Raw genomic sequence first — 15,027 nt, 5'->3', positions numbered from 1 at the left:
TTCCCATCCAAAACAGACGCTATTCCTTATCGTCCGGCTTGAGCAGCGCGCCTACCAGCCTGCCGCGCTGGTAGCGGCCCTTGCGTTCGTGCGGGATGGTGTAGAGCGCGGTCAGGAAGCGTTTGTCCCACTCGGTCAGTTCGCGCTTGCCTTGGCGGTCGTCGAACAGGCCGAGGATCGATTGCGACTGGGGCTCGGCGCGGATGCGGATGCCGCTCAGCGCGACGAAGGCGGCATAGTCGGTCACCGCGCGCAACGTGGCGCCCTCGGCGTCGTTGACGTCGATGACGATTGTCGCGCCTTCGATGCTGCGGAGGGTTTGCGGCCCGATCAGGCTGAGGCCGCCGCTGGTCCGGCGGACCGAATACCACCAGCGCACCGGCTTATCGAGCTCGACGAGGTCGCGGATGTCGGGGCCGCTCATATCGGCGAACTGGCCCGGATAGCGGGCCTTGAACAGCTTGATGAAATTCGCGCCGTCGTCGACGAAGAGGAGGAGGACGTTTGTGTCGCATTTGCCGTCGGCGATTCTTGCGCCGCTCGAGCGGACGGTGTCGCGAAACCAGCCCTCGACGAGCGCGGCATGTTCATCCGACAGGCCGAGCGCGCGCGGGCAGAGCCTGACCGTCCAGCGCGCGACGCTGTCCTGGGAATAGATGCCGGGCGCGACGCCGAGGGTGCGGATGAAGGCGTTGGCGCGCTTCTTCGCTTCCTCGCGCGTCAGCCGCTCGCCCTCGACGACGATGTCGTCGGGCGAGCGCAGCGTTGCATCGGCGGCAGGTTCGGCGAAGGCCGCGGGTGTCTGCGCGAACAGCGCGGCGGCAAGCAGAAGGCGGGGGAAGAGCATCGGCCTGATTCCTTCCTGTCGGGCAGCCAACCCTAAATCATTGGGATCAATTGCAGAAGCTCAATTCTCTCCGCTCTGGAGCGTTGGCAGCCGCGCGAGCATCGCGACGAGTTGCGCCTGGCTGGTCGCGCCGGTCTTGCGGAAGATGCCTTTCAGGGTGAAGCGCGCGGCTTTGAGGCTGACGGCGCGGAGCGCGGCATAGTCCTGCAGCGACTTGCCGCCGGCGAGCCAGACCGCGAGGCGCGCCTCGGTCGGGGTCAGTCCGTACCATTGCGCGACGCGGTCGATCTCGACCACCGGCGTTTCGCCGACCGCGCTGCCCATTGTGACGATCAGCGAGGCACCGAGCGCGATGCCGCCGGGGGGCGTCCACCCATCACCCCAAAGTGGACGTTCGATCAGCTTGGAACGTGTTGGCGCGCCTCAGTCTAATTTCGTTGGCGCGCAGGCATCGGCGCGCTATCGGGCGCGCATGTTGTTCGCGCCCGCCTCTTGCCCGCGGCTGATCGTCAAGATCGGATCGGCGTTGCTCGTCGATGAAGGCGGCGCGGTGCGGCGCGACTGGCTGGCCGGGATCGCCGCCGACATCGCGGCACGGTGCCGCGCCGGGCAGCAGGTTGCCGTGGTGTCGTCGGGGGCGATTGCGCTCGGCGCCCGCCGTCTCGGGCTTGCCAAGGGCGGCCGCGCCAGCCTTGAGGATGCGCAGGCGGCGGCAGCGACCGGTCAGATTGCACTGTCGCAGGTTTGGGCCGAGGTTCTGGGCGCCGAAGGGCTGACCGCAGCGCAGATCCTCGTTACGCTCGACGATCTCGAACATCGCCGCCGCTACCTCAACGCCGCCGCGACGCTCGACCGGCTGCTCACCCTGGGTGTGGTTCCGATCATCAACGAGAACGACAGCGTCGCGACCGAGGAAATCCGCTTCGGCGACAACGACCGGCTCGCGGCGCGCGTCGCGCAGGCGGCGGGCGCGGCCGGCGTCGTCCTGCTCTCCGACATCGACGGCCTTTATGATCGCAACCCGGCGCAACCCGGCGCGACGCATATCGCGCGCGTCGACCGCATCGACGCCACGATCGAGGCGATGGCCGACACCGGATCGGCATCGGGCATGGGGTCGGGCGGCATGGTATCCAAGATCGCGGCGGCGCGCATCGCCAATTCGGCGGGCGCGAGCCTCGCCATCGCGTCGGGGCGGATCGGGCGCCCCCTGTCGGCCGACGCGCGCCACACGCTCTTTGCGGCCGAACGCGGCGCAAGCGCGCGCAAGGCATGGCTCGCGGGCGGGCTAACCGCCAAGGGACGGCTGACGATCGACGCCGGGGCGGTGCGCGCGCTTGCCGGCGGCGCCAGCCTGCTCGCCGCCGGCGTGACCGATGCATCGGGTGACTTTGCACGCGGCGATATCCTCGACATCGCCGGTCCCGACGGGCGCACGATCGCGCGCGGATTGTCGGAATATACCGCGGCCGATGCACAAATGATCCTCGGCCTCGGCCGCGATGCGCAGGAGGCCGCGCTCGGCTATGCGCCGCGTGCGGCAATCGTCCACCGCGACCATCTGGTCCTGTTGTGACGGCGCCGGACCAACCGCGCGTTCTGGCCATGACCGGCGCGACCGGGTTCGTTGGCGGCGCGACGTTGCAGCAGGCGGTCGCTGCCGGATGGCAGGTGCGCGCGCTGACGCGGCGGCCGCAAGAACCGCGCGATGGCGTGAACTGGATCGACGGCGCGCTCGACCGGCCCGACAGCCTGGCCGCAATAATCGCGGGCGCAGATGCGGTGCTGCACATCGCCGGCGTCGTCAACGTGCCGACGCGCTCCGCGTTCGAGGCGGGCAATGCCATAGCGACCGCCAATGTGGTTGCGGCCGCCCGCGATGCGGGGGTGGCGCGCTTCGTCCATGTCTCGTCGCTCGCCGCGCGCGAGCCGGCGCTGTCCAACTATGGCTGGTCGAAGGAACGCGCCGAAGCCGTGGTGATGGAAAGCGCGCTCGACTGGACCATCATTCGCCCGCCCGCCGTCTTCGGCCCCGGCGACACCGACATGCTCGACCTGTTCCGCATGGTGGGCCGCGGCATCGCGCTGCTCCCCCCGCCAGGGCGGATGTCGGCGATCTATGTCGACGAACTTGCGCGCCTCCTGCTGGCGGTAACGGCCGATAATGACGAGACCCTCGGCCGCATCTACGAACCCGACGACGGTCAGGACGGGGGCTGGACGCACCGCGAATTTGCCAAGGCTATCGGCCGCGCGATCGGGCGGCCGAACGTGCCGGCGCTGTCGGTGCCGGCGGCGGTGCTCAAGGCGGGCGGGCATCTCGACCGCCTCGTCCGCCGCGATCGCGCCAAGCTGACTCCCGACCGCGCCGCCTATATCGCGCATCCCGACTGGGTCGCAGCCGCCGGGACACAGCCGCCAACAGCGCTGTGGCAGCCCGCGCTCGCCACCGATGAGGCACTGGCCCGAACGGTGCGCTGGTACCGCGAACAGGGCTGGCTCTGACGTCGCCCGTGGGGCTTCGTCGGACGCCCGTCGAAGCTTGGATTGCCAAGGCCGGGCGGGCGGATTAGGCACGGGGGCATGACCGACACCAGCGCCACGCCGCCCCAGACCCCCGATTCCGCCGGCCCCTGGGCCATTCCGGTTCGCCGCCCGCTGCCGGGCGACGACCGGCCGCGCGGTGGCACCAGCTTTCCGCGCAAGGTTTGGAACCTGCTCGTCGCGATCAAGGACGGGCTCGCGCTCCTGTTCCTCCTGCTCTTTTTCGTCGGGCTGTTCGCGCTGCTCTCCGGCCGTCCCAATGCGTCGCTGCCCGTCAGCAAGGGCGCGCTCGTCGTCGAACTCGACGGCGTACTGAGCGAACAACCGGCCGAGGTCGATCCTTTTGCCGCCGTGTCGGGCGGCGATCGGATGAAGGAATATCGCACCCGAGACGTCGTCCGCGCTATCGAAACCGCGGCGAAAGACGACCGCGTCAGCGCCGTCGTTCTCGACCTCGATCGCTTCGTCGGCGGCGGACAGGTATCGCTTGCCGAAGTCGGCGCCGCGGTCGACAAGGTGCGGGCGGCCAAGAAGCCCGTGCTCGCCTTCGCCACCGCCTATACGACCGACAGCTATCAGCTCGCCGCGCACGCGAGCGAAATATGGACCGACAGCATCGGTGGCGTCGCCGTCGCCGGTCCCGGCGGATCGCGCCTCTATTACAAGGGGCTGATGGACCGGCTCGGCATCACTGCGAACATCTATCGCGTCGGCACTTTCAAGAGCGCGGTCGAACCTTATCTGCGTAGCGACCAGTCGCCCGAGGCGAAAGAGGCCAATCTGGCCTACGCCTCGGTGCTGTGGGACACCTGGCTCGCCGAAGTGAAGAAGGCGCGGCCGCAGGCAAAGCTCGACGCGGTGCTGGCCACGCCAGCCGCGGTGGTGAAGGCTGCGAACAATGATCTCAGCAAGGCGTCGCTCGACGCCGGCCTGGTCGACAAAATCGGCGGCCGGCTCGCCTTTGGCGAGCGCGTCGCCGAAATCGCCGGCGCGCCCGACGATAGCCAGCCCTGGGCTTATAATGCGATCCCGCTCAAAAACTGGGTCGCCGCGAACCCGCCCGAAGCCAAGGGCGCCGCGATCGCGGTCGTTCCCGTCGTGGGCACCATCGTCGACGGCAAGGCGCGCCCCGGCAGCGCTGGCGGCGATACGATCGCTGAACATATTCTCGACGCCGCGTCGGACGACGGGGTCAAGGCGATCGTGCTGCGCGTCGATTCGCCCGGCGGATCGGTGCTGGCGTCCGAACAGATCCGCCAGGCGCTGCTCGTCGCCAAGGCGAAAAAGCTGCCGATCGTCGTCTCGATGGCGAATGTTGCGGCCTCGGGCGGCTATTGGGTTTCAACCCCCGCCGACCGCATCTTCGCCGAGCCCGAGACGATCACCGGCTCGATCGGCGTGTTCGGCATCCTGCCGAGCTTCGACAAGACGCTCGCCAAGATCGGCGTCACCACCGACGGCATCCGCACGACGCCGCTGTCGGGCCAGCCCGACATCCTCGGCGGCGTCAACGAGGAGTTCAACCAGCTCGCGCAGGCGGGGGTCGAGGACGTCTATGCCCGCTTCACCGGCCTCGTCGCAAAAAGCCGCAAGCAGCCCGTCGAAAAGATCGAAGCGATCGCCGAGGGCCGCGTCTGGGCTGGCGGCACCGCGCGCCAGATCGGGCTGGTCGACCAGTTCGGCGGCCTGCCCGACGCGCTCGCGGCCGCGGCGAAGCTTGCCAAGGTCGATGGCGCCTTCCACGCCAAATATTTCGAGGAAGAGCCGAGCGAGTGGTCGAAGATGCTCGCCGCCTGGACCGGCGCCGAGCAGGATGAAACCGCGCTCGCGCCGCGTGGCTGGTTCGGTATTGCGGCAATGAACCGCACCCTCGCCGAGCGCCGGCTGGTGCAGGATGTGCAGATGCTGACGAGCAGCGGATCGGTACAGGCCGCCTGTCTCGACTGCCGCGCCTATCTGCCGCCCGTTCCGGCCGGCTCGGCAGAGGCGAAAGGCCTGATCGGGATGCTGGCGTTCCTCTGGAAATAGCGAAGCGGCACATCGCCGGGCGGATCGAAACAATATTGCTGTAAACGCCGCCGAATCGCCGGGGCTTGCCGCCATCGGCAAAGGCGTATAAAGCCGCGGCCAATGTCCGGCCGCCCCGCGAGGGGCGGCCCTTATTATTTCCGCTTTTGGAGAAGCAGTCATGGCCAATGCCGATGCCACCCCGCTGATGCCGCATGCGACCGCCGCCTGGCTGGTCGACAACACCGGCCTGACCTTTGCGCAGATCGCCGATTATTGCGGCATCCACATCCTGGAAGTGCAGGCGATCGCCGACGAGACCGCCGCGACCAAATATACCGGTCGCGATCCGGTTCGCGCCCACGAACTGTCGATGGAAGAGATTGAAAAGGGCCAGAACGACCCGAACTACAAGCTCAAGATGACGAAGCAGGCGCAGGATACCATCCGCCGCACCCGCGGCCCGCGCTACACGCCGGTCAGCAAGCGTCAGGACAAGCCCGACGGCATCGCCTGGATCCTGAAGAACCATCCCGAAGTGTCGGATGGCGCGATCGGCAAGCTGATCGGCACGACGCGCAACACCATCGGCGCGATCCGCGATCGCAGCCACTGGAACAGCGCGAACATCGTGCCCAAGGATCCGGTGACGCTCGGTCTCTGCTCGCAGCGCGAACTCGACGCGATCGTCGCGAAGGCGGCGAAAAAGGCGGGGATCAAAGCCCCCGAAGACAGCCGCTTCGAAGGCGACCGCGAGGCGCTGCTCGAGGAACTGCGCGCCGAGCGCAGCGCCGCCGCCGAAGCACGCGCGGCAGAGGATCATTCGGACGACGAAGCCTGACGCATGGCGGTCGGCGGCGATGAGGATGATATTCCGGCGGCCAGCGGTTCGCCGGACGCGTCGCTGACCCAGGACGACAGCTTCACCGCGACGAGCCACGCCGGCCTGACCTATCCCTGGGGCGACGCCGCACCGGGGATCGGAGAAACGATCCGCATCGCCGATGGCATTAGCTGGGCGCGCATCCCGATGCCGGGTTCGCTCGGCCACATCAACAGCTGGCTGCTCGACGACGCTGCGCCCGACGGCTCCGACGGGGTGGCGGTGGTCGATACGGGCATTTGCCTGACCATCTGTTCGGACGCCTGGAAAGCACTCTATGCCGGGCCGCTCGCGGACACGCGCATCACGCGCGTGTTCGGTACCCATCTGCACCCCGACCATATCGGGCTTGCCGGCTGGATCGCGAAGAAGCAGCAGGTGAAGCTGTGGATGACGCGCGGCGAAATGCTCACCGCGCGCGCCATCGTCGCCGATTCCTCCGACGTCGCCCCCGACGAGGTGCTGGCCCAGTCGCGCGCCGCGGGTTGGGACGACGAGGCGATCGAGCGCCAGCGTGCGGGCGGCTGGAACATGTTTCAGCGCATGATCTTCGCGCTGCCGCGCAGCTATGTCCGCATCGCCGACGGCGACCGGATCGATTTCGGCAAACACATGTGGCGCGTCGTCACCGGGTCGGGCCACAGCCCCGAACATGCGTGCCTGTGGAACGAGCGCGAAGGCGTGCTGATCTCGGGCGATCAGGTGCTGCCGCGGATCAGCTCGAACGTGTCGGTCAACATCACCGAACCCGATGCCGATCCGCTGGGCGAATGGCTCGCCTCGATCGACAAGCTGCTCGCGACCGTTCCCGCCGACGTCGTGACCTGTCCTGCGCATGGCGAGCCCTTTCGCGGGCTGCACGTCCGCCTGATGGCGCTGCGCGACGAACACCGCATGCGGCTCTACAAGGTTGCCGAAGCGGTCGCCGAAACCCCGATGCGCGCGGTCGACACCTTCCCGCTACTGTTCAACCGCCCGATCGGCGCCCACAACCAGAATCTGGCGACCGGCGAAGCGCTGGCGCATCTCAAGCGGCTCGAGGTCGAAGGCCGCGTGCGCAAGGAGGATCGCGGCGGCGTGTGGTGGTATCACGGGGTCGCCTAAGCGCCCGCAAACAGAGGCGTCGCGATCCTTCAGCGCGGGCCGATCATCCCCGCAGCGACGGGCACCTCGCGACCGTTGACGGCGAGCGCGAGCAGGCGGTGCTTTTCATAGGGGCCGGGCAAGTCCCACGCCCGCGTCGCGTCCGCGGTGAAGCCGAAGAAGCGGCCGTAATATTCGGGATCGCCGATCATCATTAGGGCGCCGTCGGCCATCGTCCGCGCGGCTTCGAGCATATGGTCCATAAGCGCCCGGCCGTGGCCGCCGCGCTGGACGTCGGGGCGCACCGCCACCGGGCCGACCATCACCAACGGCGTCGCCCTTCCCTGCACATCGCGGTGCGCGACCGGCCAGCACTGAATCGTGCCGACGAGCGCGCCATCCTCGACGGCGGCGAAGCTGAGGCAGGGAACTGCATCCATGCCCAGGCGGATGCGATAGGCGGTTCGTCCAAAGCGGTCCGATCCGAAAGCGGCGTCGAGGAGCGCCTCGACCGCCTGCGGTTCGATTTCGGACAATGGAAGTAACTCGACCAACGCGCACCCTTTCGCTAATGCGGCGGCGCTTTAGGGTCGCCGACCGGCAATGGAAAGCCGAATGTCGCGCCCGTACGACAGGAATTTCTTGTGACCGACACATTGTGGCTGGAAGTGGACGGGCTGACCGTCGATGTGCTGACCGGCATTTACTCCGAGGAAACCCACCTTCCGCAGCCGCTGCGCATTTCGGTGCGCGCGCGCTTGGTGATGGCCGATCATTATGACCCGGCAACCCCGCTCAGCGCCTCCAAAAACTATATGAACCTGAAATTCGCGGCGACCGAGGGACTGCCCAAGGACGTCCATTTCGTGCTGATCGAAAGCGTCGCCGACCATATCATCGACACGCTGTTCCTGCAGGACGAAAAGGTCGAAGAGGTCGAGGTGAAGATCGTCAAGCTCGCGATCGCCGAGGACGGCGAAGAGATCGGCATCACGATGCGCCGGACGCGCAAATGACGGCGGCGCCGATCGCGCTCGTCACCGGTGGTCTGCACCGGATCGGCGCGGCGATCGCGGCGCGGCTTGCGCGCGAGGGTTATGCGCTCGCAATCCACAAGCGCAGCCCCGGCGAGGCCGACGCCGTGCTGGCCGAGGCGCTGGCCGAGACGGGCGCCGAATGTCACCGCTTCGCCGCCGATCTCGCCGATCCGGCCGCCGTCGATGCGCTGGTGCCCGCGGTGACCGCAAAGTTCGGCCGTGCGCCCGTGCTGCTCGTCAACAACGCCTCGCTGTTTCCCGAGGGCGAATGGGACACGCTCACTGGCGCCGCGCTGGCCGAAACGATGCAGATCAACCATCACGCGCCGGTGATGCTCGCGCGCGCGCTGGTCGCCGCGAACGAAGGCGGCAGGCGTCCCGCGATCGTGAACATCCTGGACCAGCGCATCGCCAACCCGGTGCCCGACCAGCTTGCCTACAGCCTGTCGAAGCAGGCGCTGTGGCAGGCGACGGCAACGCTGGCGGTCGCCTTCGGCGCGCGCGCGCGCGTCAATGCAGTTGCACCGGGGCTGACCCTCCCCACCGACGATTACAGTGCGGGACAGATGACGCGGCTTGCGGCGCGCATGCCGCTCGGCGCGCTGCCGACCCCGGACGATATTGCCGACGCCGTCGCCTGGCTTGCCCGCGCCGAGGCGGTGACGGGGCAGACGATCTTCGTCGATGGCGGCGCGCATCTGGCGCCGCTGGGCCGCGATTTCGTGGCGCTGGAGCGCGATTGACGCCCCGCCTGTCCCCGCGAAGGCGGGGACCCATAGCCAGATTAGGCGAGCTTCGCTTCAGGACGCTCTGGGCTCCCGCCTGCGCGGGAGCACACGCGAAGCTTTTGGCCGCTCAGTAAATATGCACCGCCTTGGCGACCAGATAACCGTCGAGACCCTCGGGTCCGCTCTCGCTGCCGAAGCCCGACTCCTTGATCCCGCCGAAGGGCATGTCATTGGCCGAGATGACGAAGCTGTTGATCCCGACCATGCCGCTTTCGATGCCGTCGGCGACGCGGTTGATGCGGCGGCCGTTTTCGGTGAAGGCGAAGGCGGCAAGGCCATAGGGCAGCCGGTTCGCCTGTTCGAGCGCGTCTTCTTCGGTCGCGAACGGCCGGATCAGCGCCATCGGGCCAAAAGGTTCGTTGTTCATCGCATCGGCGTCGAGCGGAACGTCGGCCAGCGCCGTCGGCTGGAAGAAATAGCCCTCGCCCGTCGCAGCGCCGCCCGCGATCACCCGCGCGCCCTTTGCGGTCGCATCGGCAATCATCGCCTCCAGCGCGGGGGCGCGGCGCGCGTTGGCGAGCGGTCCCATCTGGGTGCCGGCGTCGAGCCCGCTGCCGATCTTCACGCGCGCGGTGCGTTCGGCAAAGCCCTTCACGAAGGCGTCGTAGATGCCGTCCTGCACATAGAAGCGCGTCGGCGAGACGCAGACCTGGCCGGCGTTGCGGAACTTCTGCGTCACGACGCGGTCGAGCGTCGTTTCAAGGTCGCAATCGTCGAACACCAGCACCGGGGCGTGTCCGCCGAGCTCCATTGTGATGCGCTGCACCCGGTCGGCGGCGAGCTTCATCAGATGCTTGCCGACCGCGGTCGATCCGGTGAAGCTGACCTTGCGGATCACCTCGCTGCCGAGCAGGTGGCGGCTGATCATGTCGGGATTGCCATAGACGAGCTGGACCACATCTCCGGGGATGCCCGCATCGGCAAGGCAGCGCATGATCGCGCTGGTGCAGCCCGGCGTTTCCTCGGGCGCCTTAGCGATCACGACACAGCCCGCAGCGAGCGCTGGCGCGACCTTCTTGATCATCAGATTGACAGGAAAATTCCACGGGCTGAACGCCGCGACCGGACCGACGGGCTGTTTCAGCACCATCGCGCGCTGACCCGCCGGACGCTGCACGACGCGGCCCTCGATCCGCTTGCCCTGTTCGGCAAAATATTCGAGCAACGACGAGGCCGAAAGCACTTCGCCGCGCGCTTCGGCGATCGGCTTGCCCTGTTCGAGCGTGAGCAAGGTCGCGATATGGTCGGCGCGTTCGCGGATCAGTCCGGCAGCCTTGCGCATCAGCGCGGCGCGCTCGTCAGGGGTCTTGGCGCGCCAGACCGGCCAGCCGCGCGCGGCGGCGGCAAGCGCTTCGTCGAGGTCGGCCGCGGTCGCCACCGGCAGCTCGGCGATCGTCGCCGCGGTCGCGGGGTTATAGACCGGCCGCGCCTCGCGCCCTTCGCCGCTCCGCCAGGCACCGTCGATGAAAAGCTGGAGGTCGGCGTCGTAGGTCGCGGTCATTGGGCAATTTCCTGTCTGATCCGTTCGCATCGAACGGGAAATGGAGGGTCATCAGATGGCGCCCATATAGGAGCGATCAGCGATAGTTAAAGCTGATGCTGATCCGTTCGTCCTTGCCGGCGTTCGGCATCACTTCGTGCCGCAGCCAGCTTTCCCACAGAAAAATGCGCCCCGCCGCGGGCGCGGCATAGATGAAGGGCTGCAGGCTCTCGGGCGCATCCTCGCTCCGCCCCGGCGCCGCCATCAGCATCGCGAGTCGCGGATCTTCGAGCTTCAGCGCGCCCGATCCGGACGGAACGGCGACATAGAAGGTGCCCGATACGATGCTGTGCGGGTGGATATGCCCGCTGTGCGTGCCGCCGGGTTTGAGGACATTGACCCACAGGCTGTCGAGCTTGAGCGGCTTGGCGAGATCAAAGTGACACGCCTTGGCAAAGGCCTTCACATGCTTGTCGAGCAGGCGCTTGAGGTCGTGAAAGGCGGGGTCGCGGTCGGGCAGGTCGTCAAGGCTGGCGTAGCTGGTGTAGCCGCGATAGCCGTGCGCGCGGCTCCACGCCTTGCCCGCGCCATCCTCGCGCGCGAACAGCCGGCAGCTTTCCTCCAGCTCTTGCAATAGGTCGGGCGCGGCAATGTCGGCCTCGTAAAAATTTGTGGCGAAGAGCGTGCGAACGGGCATGATGCGCGCAAAGCACAGCAAGGGCATGAGAGCAAGGGAGACGAGAATGGCCGAGTTTGAACTGATCGCCGACGGATTGCGCTTTCCCGAGGCGCCGGTGGTGATGGACGACGGCAGCGTCATCGTGACCGAGATCGAGGCCGGCCGTATCACGCGCTGCTGGCCCGGCGGCCGCAAGGCGGTGGTCGCGGCGCCCGGCGGCGGTCCCAACGGCCTGGCGATCGGTCCCGACGGCAAGCTTTACTGCTGCAACAACGGCGGCTTCGAATATACCGAATCGAACGGCTATCTGGCGCCGCACGGCATCGCGAAGGATTATTCGGGCGGCCGCATCGAACGCATCGATATCGAAACGGGCGCGGTCGAAATCCTCTACAAATCGGGCGACAACGGCGTCGTGCTGCGCGGCCCCAACGACATCATGTTCGACAGCCACGGGGGCTTCTGGTTCACCGATCATGGCAAGGTCGATTATGAAAAGCGCTGCCACGACATCGTCGGCATCTTCTATGCCAAGGCCGACGGCAGTTTTATCGAGGAAGTGATCTTTCCGTCGAACAATCCGAACGGCGTCGGCCTCTCACCCGACGGCAAGGCGCTCTACGCCGCGGAGACCTACACCTGCCGCCTGATGAAGTTCAACATCACCGCGCCCGGCAAGGTCGCCCCCGACGCCGGTCCCGGCGGCCCCGGCATCCCGCTCTATCGCCCCGCCGGCTATAAATTCTTCGACAGCCTGGCAATGGAGGCGAGCGGCAATATCTGCGTCGCGACCATCGGCGAATGCGGGATCAGCGTCGTGTCGCCGTCGGGAGAGTTGGTGGAGTTCGTCGCGACCGACGATATTTTCACCACCAACATCGCCTTTGGCGGCGCCGACATGCAGGATGCCTATATCACCTTGTCGGGCACCGGGCGGCTGGTAAAGACGCGCTGGAACCGGCCGGGACTGACGCTGCAATATTGATCGGTCGCCGGTCGGAAAAGGGGAAGATATGCGCCGCGATACTCACCGCGAAACCCACGCCGTCGCGCGGATCGGATGGCTGCGCGCCGCGATTCTGGGCGCCAACGACGGCATCGTCTCGACCGCGAGCCTGATCGCGGGGGTCGCGGCGGCGGGCGCGGCGCAACCCTCCATCCTCCTCACCGGCACCGCCGGGCTGGTCGCCGGCGCGATGTCGATGGCGGCGGGCGAATATGTCTCGGTCAGTTCGCAGGGCGACGCCGAAAAGGCCGACATTGCAAAGGAACGGCACGAACTCGCCACCGACCCTGAATTCGAGCTGGAGGAGCTGACCCAAATCTATCAGGAGCGCGGGCTCGACCGTCCGCTCGCCGAACAGGTCGCCGCGCAGCTTACCGCGCATAATGCGCTCGACAGCCATTTGCGCGACGAACTGGGGCTGACCCACCATATGAAGGCGCGTCCGGTGCAGGCCGCCGTCGCATCGGCCGCCAGCTTCACTGCGGGCGCGGCGTTGCCTCTGCTGGTGGTTTTCCTCGACACGGGATCGTCGCTGCCATGGACGGTGTCCGGCGCGTCGCTCGTTTTCCTCGCAATCCTCGGCGCGCTCGGCGCGTGGGCGGGCAATGCGCCGATGCTGCGCCCCGTGCTGCGCGTTACCTTCTGGGGCGCCTTCGCCATGGCGCTGACCATCGCGATCGGATCGCTGTTCGAGGCGCCGCTGGGCTGACGGGAGAGAGAAGCATGAACGACACGGCCTGGACCATCGACATCGATCGCGACACGATTTCGAAGGCGGCACTTGCACGGGCAGATCATGCGCCGCTGCGCGCCGGCGAGGTTCGTGTGCGCGTCGACAGCTATGCGATGACGGCGAACAACATAACCTACGCCGTCTTCGGCAAGCCTGCGGGACTGTTCGGCAACGACCAGGGTTATTGGGACTTTTTCGCCGAGCGTGATGCGCCCGCCCGCCTGCCTGTCTGGGGGTTCGCCACCGTGATCGAGAGCGCCGCCGAGGGCATCGCGCCCGGCGATCGCTTTTACGGCTATTATCCGATGGCAAGTCATGCGGTGCTCAGCGCGGGCAAGATCGGCGCCAGCGGCTTCACCGACATCACGCCGCGGCGCACCACCCTGCCCCCCATTTACAATCAATATCAGCGGATCGAGGCTTTGCCCGACTATCGCGCCGATCATCATGATTATTGGCCGATCTTCCGTCCGCTCTTCCTCACCGGCTGGCTGATCGCCGACCAGTTCGAGGATGAAGGCGATTATGGCGCCGACCAGATCCTGATCGCCAGCGCGTCGAGCAAGACCGCGATCGGCCTCGGCTTCGCGCTCGCCCAGCGTGCGGGGCCCCGCCCCGTCAGCATCGGACTGACGAGCAAGGCCAATGTCGCGGCGCTGGCCGCGCAGGGCATCTACGACCGTGTGATCGCCTATGACGATATCGCTATGCTCGACGCTGCGGTGCCGTCGGCCTTTGTCGACATGGCGGGCAATGGCGCGGTCACCCGCGCGGTGCACGGACATTTCGGCGATGCGCTGAAGGTATCGATCATCGTCGGCAAATCGCACTGGGACGCCGAGGCCGACGCTGCGGCCTTGGCCGGCCCCGAACGGCAGGGCTTCTTCGCCCCCGGCCGCGGCCAGAAGCGCGTCGGCGACTGGGGCGCCGCGGGCTTCGGGCAGCGGATCGCCGAGGCATGGCTGGGCTTCATGGCGGTTGCGCCGCGCATCGCGCGCATCGACCGGCGCGAAGGTAGCGCCGCGGCGCTCGATGCCTATCGCGAAATGCTGTCGGGACGCGCCGATCCCGCGGCGGGGATATTGGTCATCCCCTGACGCAGCGCCCCCCCCCCCCTGCGTCCCCCTCTCGGTCAGAGCTTGACCGCGGCGTTGCCGCCTTCGGCCCACAGCGCCGATCCCGAAACGAAGCTCGCCATATCGCTCGCCAGAAACAGCGCCGCCTGCGCGATCTCTTCGGGCTCGGCGATGCGCTTCATTGCGTGCAGGCTGGCGGCCCATGCCTTCGACTCGGCATCGCCCGCCATCGCCGTATCGGTCCCGCCCGGGATCAGCGCATTGGCGCGAATGCCCGCCGCGCCATAATCGGCGGTGATCCCGCGCACGAGCCCGAGCAGCCCCGCCTTGGCAGCGCCGTAACAGGCCATGCCCGGCAGGCCGACGCTGTTGCCGACAAAGCTTGAGGTAAAGATCAGGGCGCCCTTGCCGCGCGCCAGCATCGACGGAATCTGCGCGCGGGCGCCCAGAAAGGCGGCGGTCAGATTGGCCGCGATCACCGCGTCCCAATTGCCCGGCGCCTGATCGGCGAGCGGGGCGAGCGCGCCGACCGTACCCGCGTTGTTGAAGGCTATGTCGAGCCCGCCCCACGGCGCGCAGGCGGCAACCAGCGCCTCGTGCGTCGCCGCATCGGCAACGTCGCCCGCGACCGCGCGCGCCGTTCCGTTATCGGCGGCAATTTCGGCGACCACGGCATCAAGCCGCGCCCGGTCGCGTCCGCCGAGCACGAGCCGCGCGCCGTGACGCGCAAACAGCCGCGCGGCGGCGCGCCCGATTCCCGAACTGGCGCCGGTGATGATGACGGTCTTTCCTTCGAGCAGCATAAATCCTCCGGTGAATGAACAGCGCCGCCCCTTGCCGTAGCGGCAGGGGCGTGGCGTCCCG

At 67.6% G+C, this 15,027-nt stretch carries 16 protein-coding genes; 10 read left to right on the top strand and 6 right to left on the bottom strand.

Annotated features, from left to right (window positions below; translation table 11 throughout):
* Window positions 1–19: 19 nt before the first annotated feature.
* Together ACT17R_RS15625 and ACT17R_RS15620 are read right to left on the bottom strand one after the other, a co-directional pair.
* On the bottom strand, window positions 20–847 hold the full coding sequence (locus ACT17R_RS15625) for a hypothetical protein (protein ID WP_186401161.1): 828 nt from the start codon (window positions 845–847) through the stop codon (window positions 20–22).
* A gap of 60 nt (window positions 848–907) precedes the next feature.
* Window positions 908–1,171, bottom strand: a complete 264-nt coding sequence (locus ACT17R_RS15620; RefSeq protein WP_444809787.1) for a helix-turn-helix transcriptional regulator — start codon at window positions 1,169–1,171, stop codon at window positions 908–910.
* A gap of 148 nt (window positions 1,172–1,319) precedes the next feature.
* Here ACT17R_RS15620 and proB point away from each other — a divergent pair, with 148 nt between their 5' ends.
* The 5 genes from proB to ACT17R_RS15595 all read left to right on the top strand — a co-directional run bounded on the left by proB (window position 1,320) and on the right by ACT17R_RS15595 (window position 7,385).
* Entirely contained in the window at window positions 1,320–2,423 is a 1,104-nt protein-coding gene (gene proB / locus ACT17R_RS15615) for a glutamate 5-kinase (protein WP_444809786.1), read from the top strand.
* Window positions 2,424–2,452: 29 nt separating this feature from the next.
* Window positions 2,453–3,352 carry an NAD-dependent epimerase/dehydratase family protein gene (locus ACT17R_RS15610; protein ID WP_186401164.1) on the top strand — a complete coding sequence of 300 codons (900 nt, stop codon included), beginning with the start codon at window positions 2,453–2,455 and terminating at the stop codon, window positions 3,350–3,352.
* Between the two features lie 78 nt (window positions 3,353–3,430).
* Window positions 3,431–5,419 (top strand): signal peptide peptidase SppA, encoded by a 1,989-nt coding sequence (sppA, locus tag ACT17R_RS15605; RefSeq protein WP_263588216.1) that lies wholly within the window; start codon window positions 3,431–3,433, stop codon window positions 5,417–5,419.
* Between the two features lie 187 nt (window positions 5,420–5,606).
* Window positions 5,607–6,239 carry a DUF1013 domain-containing protein gene (locus ACT17R_RS15600; RefSeq protein ID WP_040589884.1) on the top strand — a complete coding sequence of 211 codons (633 nt, stop codon included), beginning with the start codon at window positions 5,607–5,609 and terminating at the stop codon, window positions 6,237–6,239.
* Window positions 6,240–6,242: 3 nt separating this feature from the next.
* On the top strand, window positions 6,243–7,385 hold the full coding sequence (locus tag ACT17R_RS15595; protein WP_444809785.1) for an MBL fold metallo-hydrolase: 1,143 nt from the start codon (window positions 6,243–6,245) through the stop codon (window positions 7,383–7,385).
* 29 nt (window positions 7,386–7,414) lie between these two features.
* Here the strand turns inward: ACT17R_RS15595 and ACT17R_RS15590 are convergent, their stop codons facing one another.
* Window positions 7,415–7,900 (bottom strand): GNAT family N-acetyltransferase, encoded by a 486-nt coding sequence (locus ACT17R_RS15590; RefSeq protein ID WP_444809784.1) that lies wholly within the window; start codon window positions 7,898–7,900, stop codon window positions 7,415–7,417.
* Window positions 7,901–8,008: 108 nt separating this feature from the next.
* Between ACT17R_RS15590 and ACT17R_RS15585 the strand changes: the two genes are divergently transcribed.
* Entirely contained in the window at window positions 8,009–8,380 is a 372-nt protein-coding gene (locus ACT17R_RS15585) for a dihydroneopterin aldolase (RefSeq protein WP_062901036.1), read from the top strand.
* On the top strand, window positions 8,377–9,144 hold the full coding sequence (locus tag ACT17R_RS15580) for an SDR family oxidoreductase (protein ID WP_234181117.1): 768 nt from the start codon (window positions 8,377–8,379) through the stop codon (window positions 9,142–9,144). The genes ACT17R_RS15585 and ACT17R_RS15580 overlap by 4 nt, the downstream gene beginning before the upstream one ends.
* A gap of 112 nt (window positions 9,145–9,256) precedes the next feature.
* Here ACT17R_RS15580 and ACT17R_RS15575 read toward each other — a convergent pair whose 3' ends face one another.
* The gene (locus ACT17R_RS15575; RefSeq protein WP_058811182.1) at window positions 9,257–10,690 is read right to left on the bottom strand and encodes an NAD-dependent succinate-semialdehyde dehydrogenase; all 1,434 of its coding nucleotides are present in this window, start codon (window positions 10,688–10,690) and stop codon (window positions 9,257–9,259) included.
* Window positions 10,691–10,766: 76 nt separating this feature from the next.
* Window positions 10,767–11,366: a TIGR02466 family protein gene (locus tag ACT17R_RS15570; protein WP_062903018.1), complete on the bottom strand. Its 600-nt coding sequence runs from the start codon at window positions 11,364–11,366 to the stop codon at window positions 10,767–10,769.
* Window positions 11,367–11,412: 46 nt separating this feature from the next.
* Between ACT17R_RS15570 and ACT17R_RS15565 the strand changes: the two genes are divergently transcribed.
* From ACT17R_RS15565 to ACT17R_RS15555, 3 genes are read left to right on the top strand one after another with little or no spacing between them, the layout of a single operon-like run.
* Window positions 11,413–12,333 carry an SMP-30/gluconolactonase/LRE family protein gene (locus ACT17R_RS15565; RefSeq protein ID WP_287940728.1) on the top strand — a complete coding sequence of 307 codons (921 nt, stop codon included), beginning with the start codon at window positions 11,413–11,415 and terminating at the stop codon, window positions 12,331–12,333.
* A gap of 28 nt (window positions 12,334–12,361) precedes the next feature.
* Window positions 12,362–13,063 carry a VIT1/CCC1 transporter family protein gene (locus tag ACT17R_RS15560; protein ID WP_062901039.1) on the top strand — a complete coding sequence of 234 codons (702 nt, stop codon included), beginning with the start codon at window positions 12,362–12,364 and terminating at the stop codon, window positions 13,061–13,063.
* 14 nt (window positions 13,064–13,077) lie between these two features.
* The gene (locus ACT17R_RS15555; RefSeq protein WP_444809783.1) at window positions 13,078–14,184 is read left to right on the top strand and encodes a DUF2855 family protein; all 1,107 of its coding nucleotides are present in this window, start codon (window positions 13,078–13,080) and stop codon (window positions 14,182–14,184) included.
* Window positions 14,185–14,219: 35 nt separating this feature from the next.
* Here the strand turns inward: ACT17R_RS15555 and ACT17R_RS15550 are convergent, their stop codons facing one another.
* On the bottom strand, window positions 14,220–14,966 hold the full coding sequence (locus tag ACT17R_RS15550) for an SDR family oxidoreductase (protein WP_444809782.1): 747 nt from the start codon (window positions 14,964–14,966) through the stop codon (window positions 14,220–14,222).
* Between the last annotated feature and the right edge of the window lie 61 nt (window positions 14,967–15,027).

It is taken from the genome of Sphingopyxis sp. Q841 (genome assembly GCF_052384365.1).
In the GTDB taxonomy this organism is placed as follows: domain Bacteria; phylum Pseudomonadota; class Alphaproteobacteria; order Sphingomonadales; family Sphingomonadaceae; genus Sphingopyxis; species Sphingopyxis terrae_A.
The sequence above is the reverse complement of the archived record's forward strand: the minus strand, read 5'-3'. Positions and strand labels throughout refer to the sequence as shown.

Coding starts and splice junctions, on each gene's coding strand:
- ACT17R_RS15625 (WP_186401161.1), bottom strand. CDS start 847: ATGCTCTTCCCCCGCCTTCTGCTTGCCGCCGCGCTGTTCGCGCAGACA.
- ACT17R_RS15620 (WP_444809787.1), bottom strand. CDS start 1,171: ATGGGCAGCGCGGTCGGCGAAACGCCGGTGGTCGAGATCGACCGCGTC.
- proB (WP_444809786.1), top strand. CDS start 1,320: ATGTTGTTCGCGCCCGCCTCTTGCCCGCGGCTGATCGTCAAGATCGGA.
- ACT17R_RS15610 (WP_186401164.1), top strand. CDS start 2,453: ATGACCGGCGCGACCGGGTTCGTTGGCGGCGCGACGTTGCAGCAGGCG.
- sppA (WP_263588216.1), top strand. CDS start 3,431: ATGACCGACACCAGCGCCACGCCGCCCCAGACCCCCGATTCCGCCGGC.
- ACT17R_RS15600 (WP_040589884.1), top strand. CDS start 5,607: ATGCCGCATGCGACCGCCGCCTGGCTGGTCGACAACACCGGCCTGACC.
- ACT17R_RS15595 (WP_444809785.1), top strand. CDS start 6,243: ATGGCGGTCGGCGGCGATGAGGATGATATTCCGGCGGCCAGCGGTTCG.
- ACT17R_RS15580 (WP_234181117.1), top strand. CDS start 8,377: ATGACGGCGGCGCCGATCGCGCTCGTCACCGGTGGTCTGCACCGGATC.
- ACT17R_RS15575 (WP_058811182.1), bottom strand. CDS start 10,690: ATGACCGCGACCTACGACGCCGACCTCCAGCTTTTCATCGACGGTGCC.
- ACT17R_RS15570 (WP_062903018.1), bottom strand. CDS start 11,366: ATGCCCGTTCGCACGCTCTTCGCCACAAATTTTTACGAGGCCGACATT.
- ACT17R_RS15565 (WP_287940728.1), top strand. CDS start 11,413: ATGGCCGAGTTTGAACTGATCGCCGACGGATTGCGCTTTCCCGAGGCG.
- ACT17R_RS15560 (WP_062901039.1), top strand. CDS start 12,362: ATGCGCCGCGATACTCACCGCGAAACCCACGCCGTCGCGCGGATCGGA.
- ACT17R_RS15555 (WP_444809783.1), top strand. CDS start 13,078: ATGAACGACACGGCCTGGACCATCGACATCGATCGCGACACGATTTCG.
- ACT17R_RS15550 (WP_444809782.1), bottom strand. CDS start 14,966: ATGCTGCTCGAAGGAAAGACCGTCATCATCACCGGCGCCAGTTCGGGA.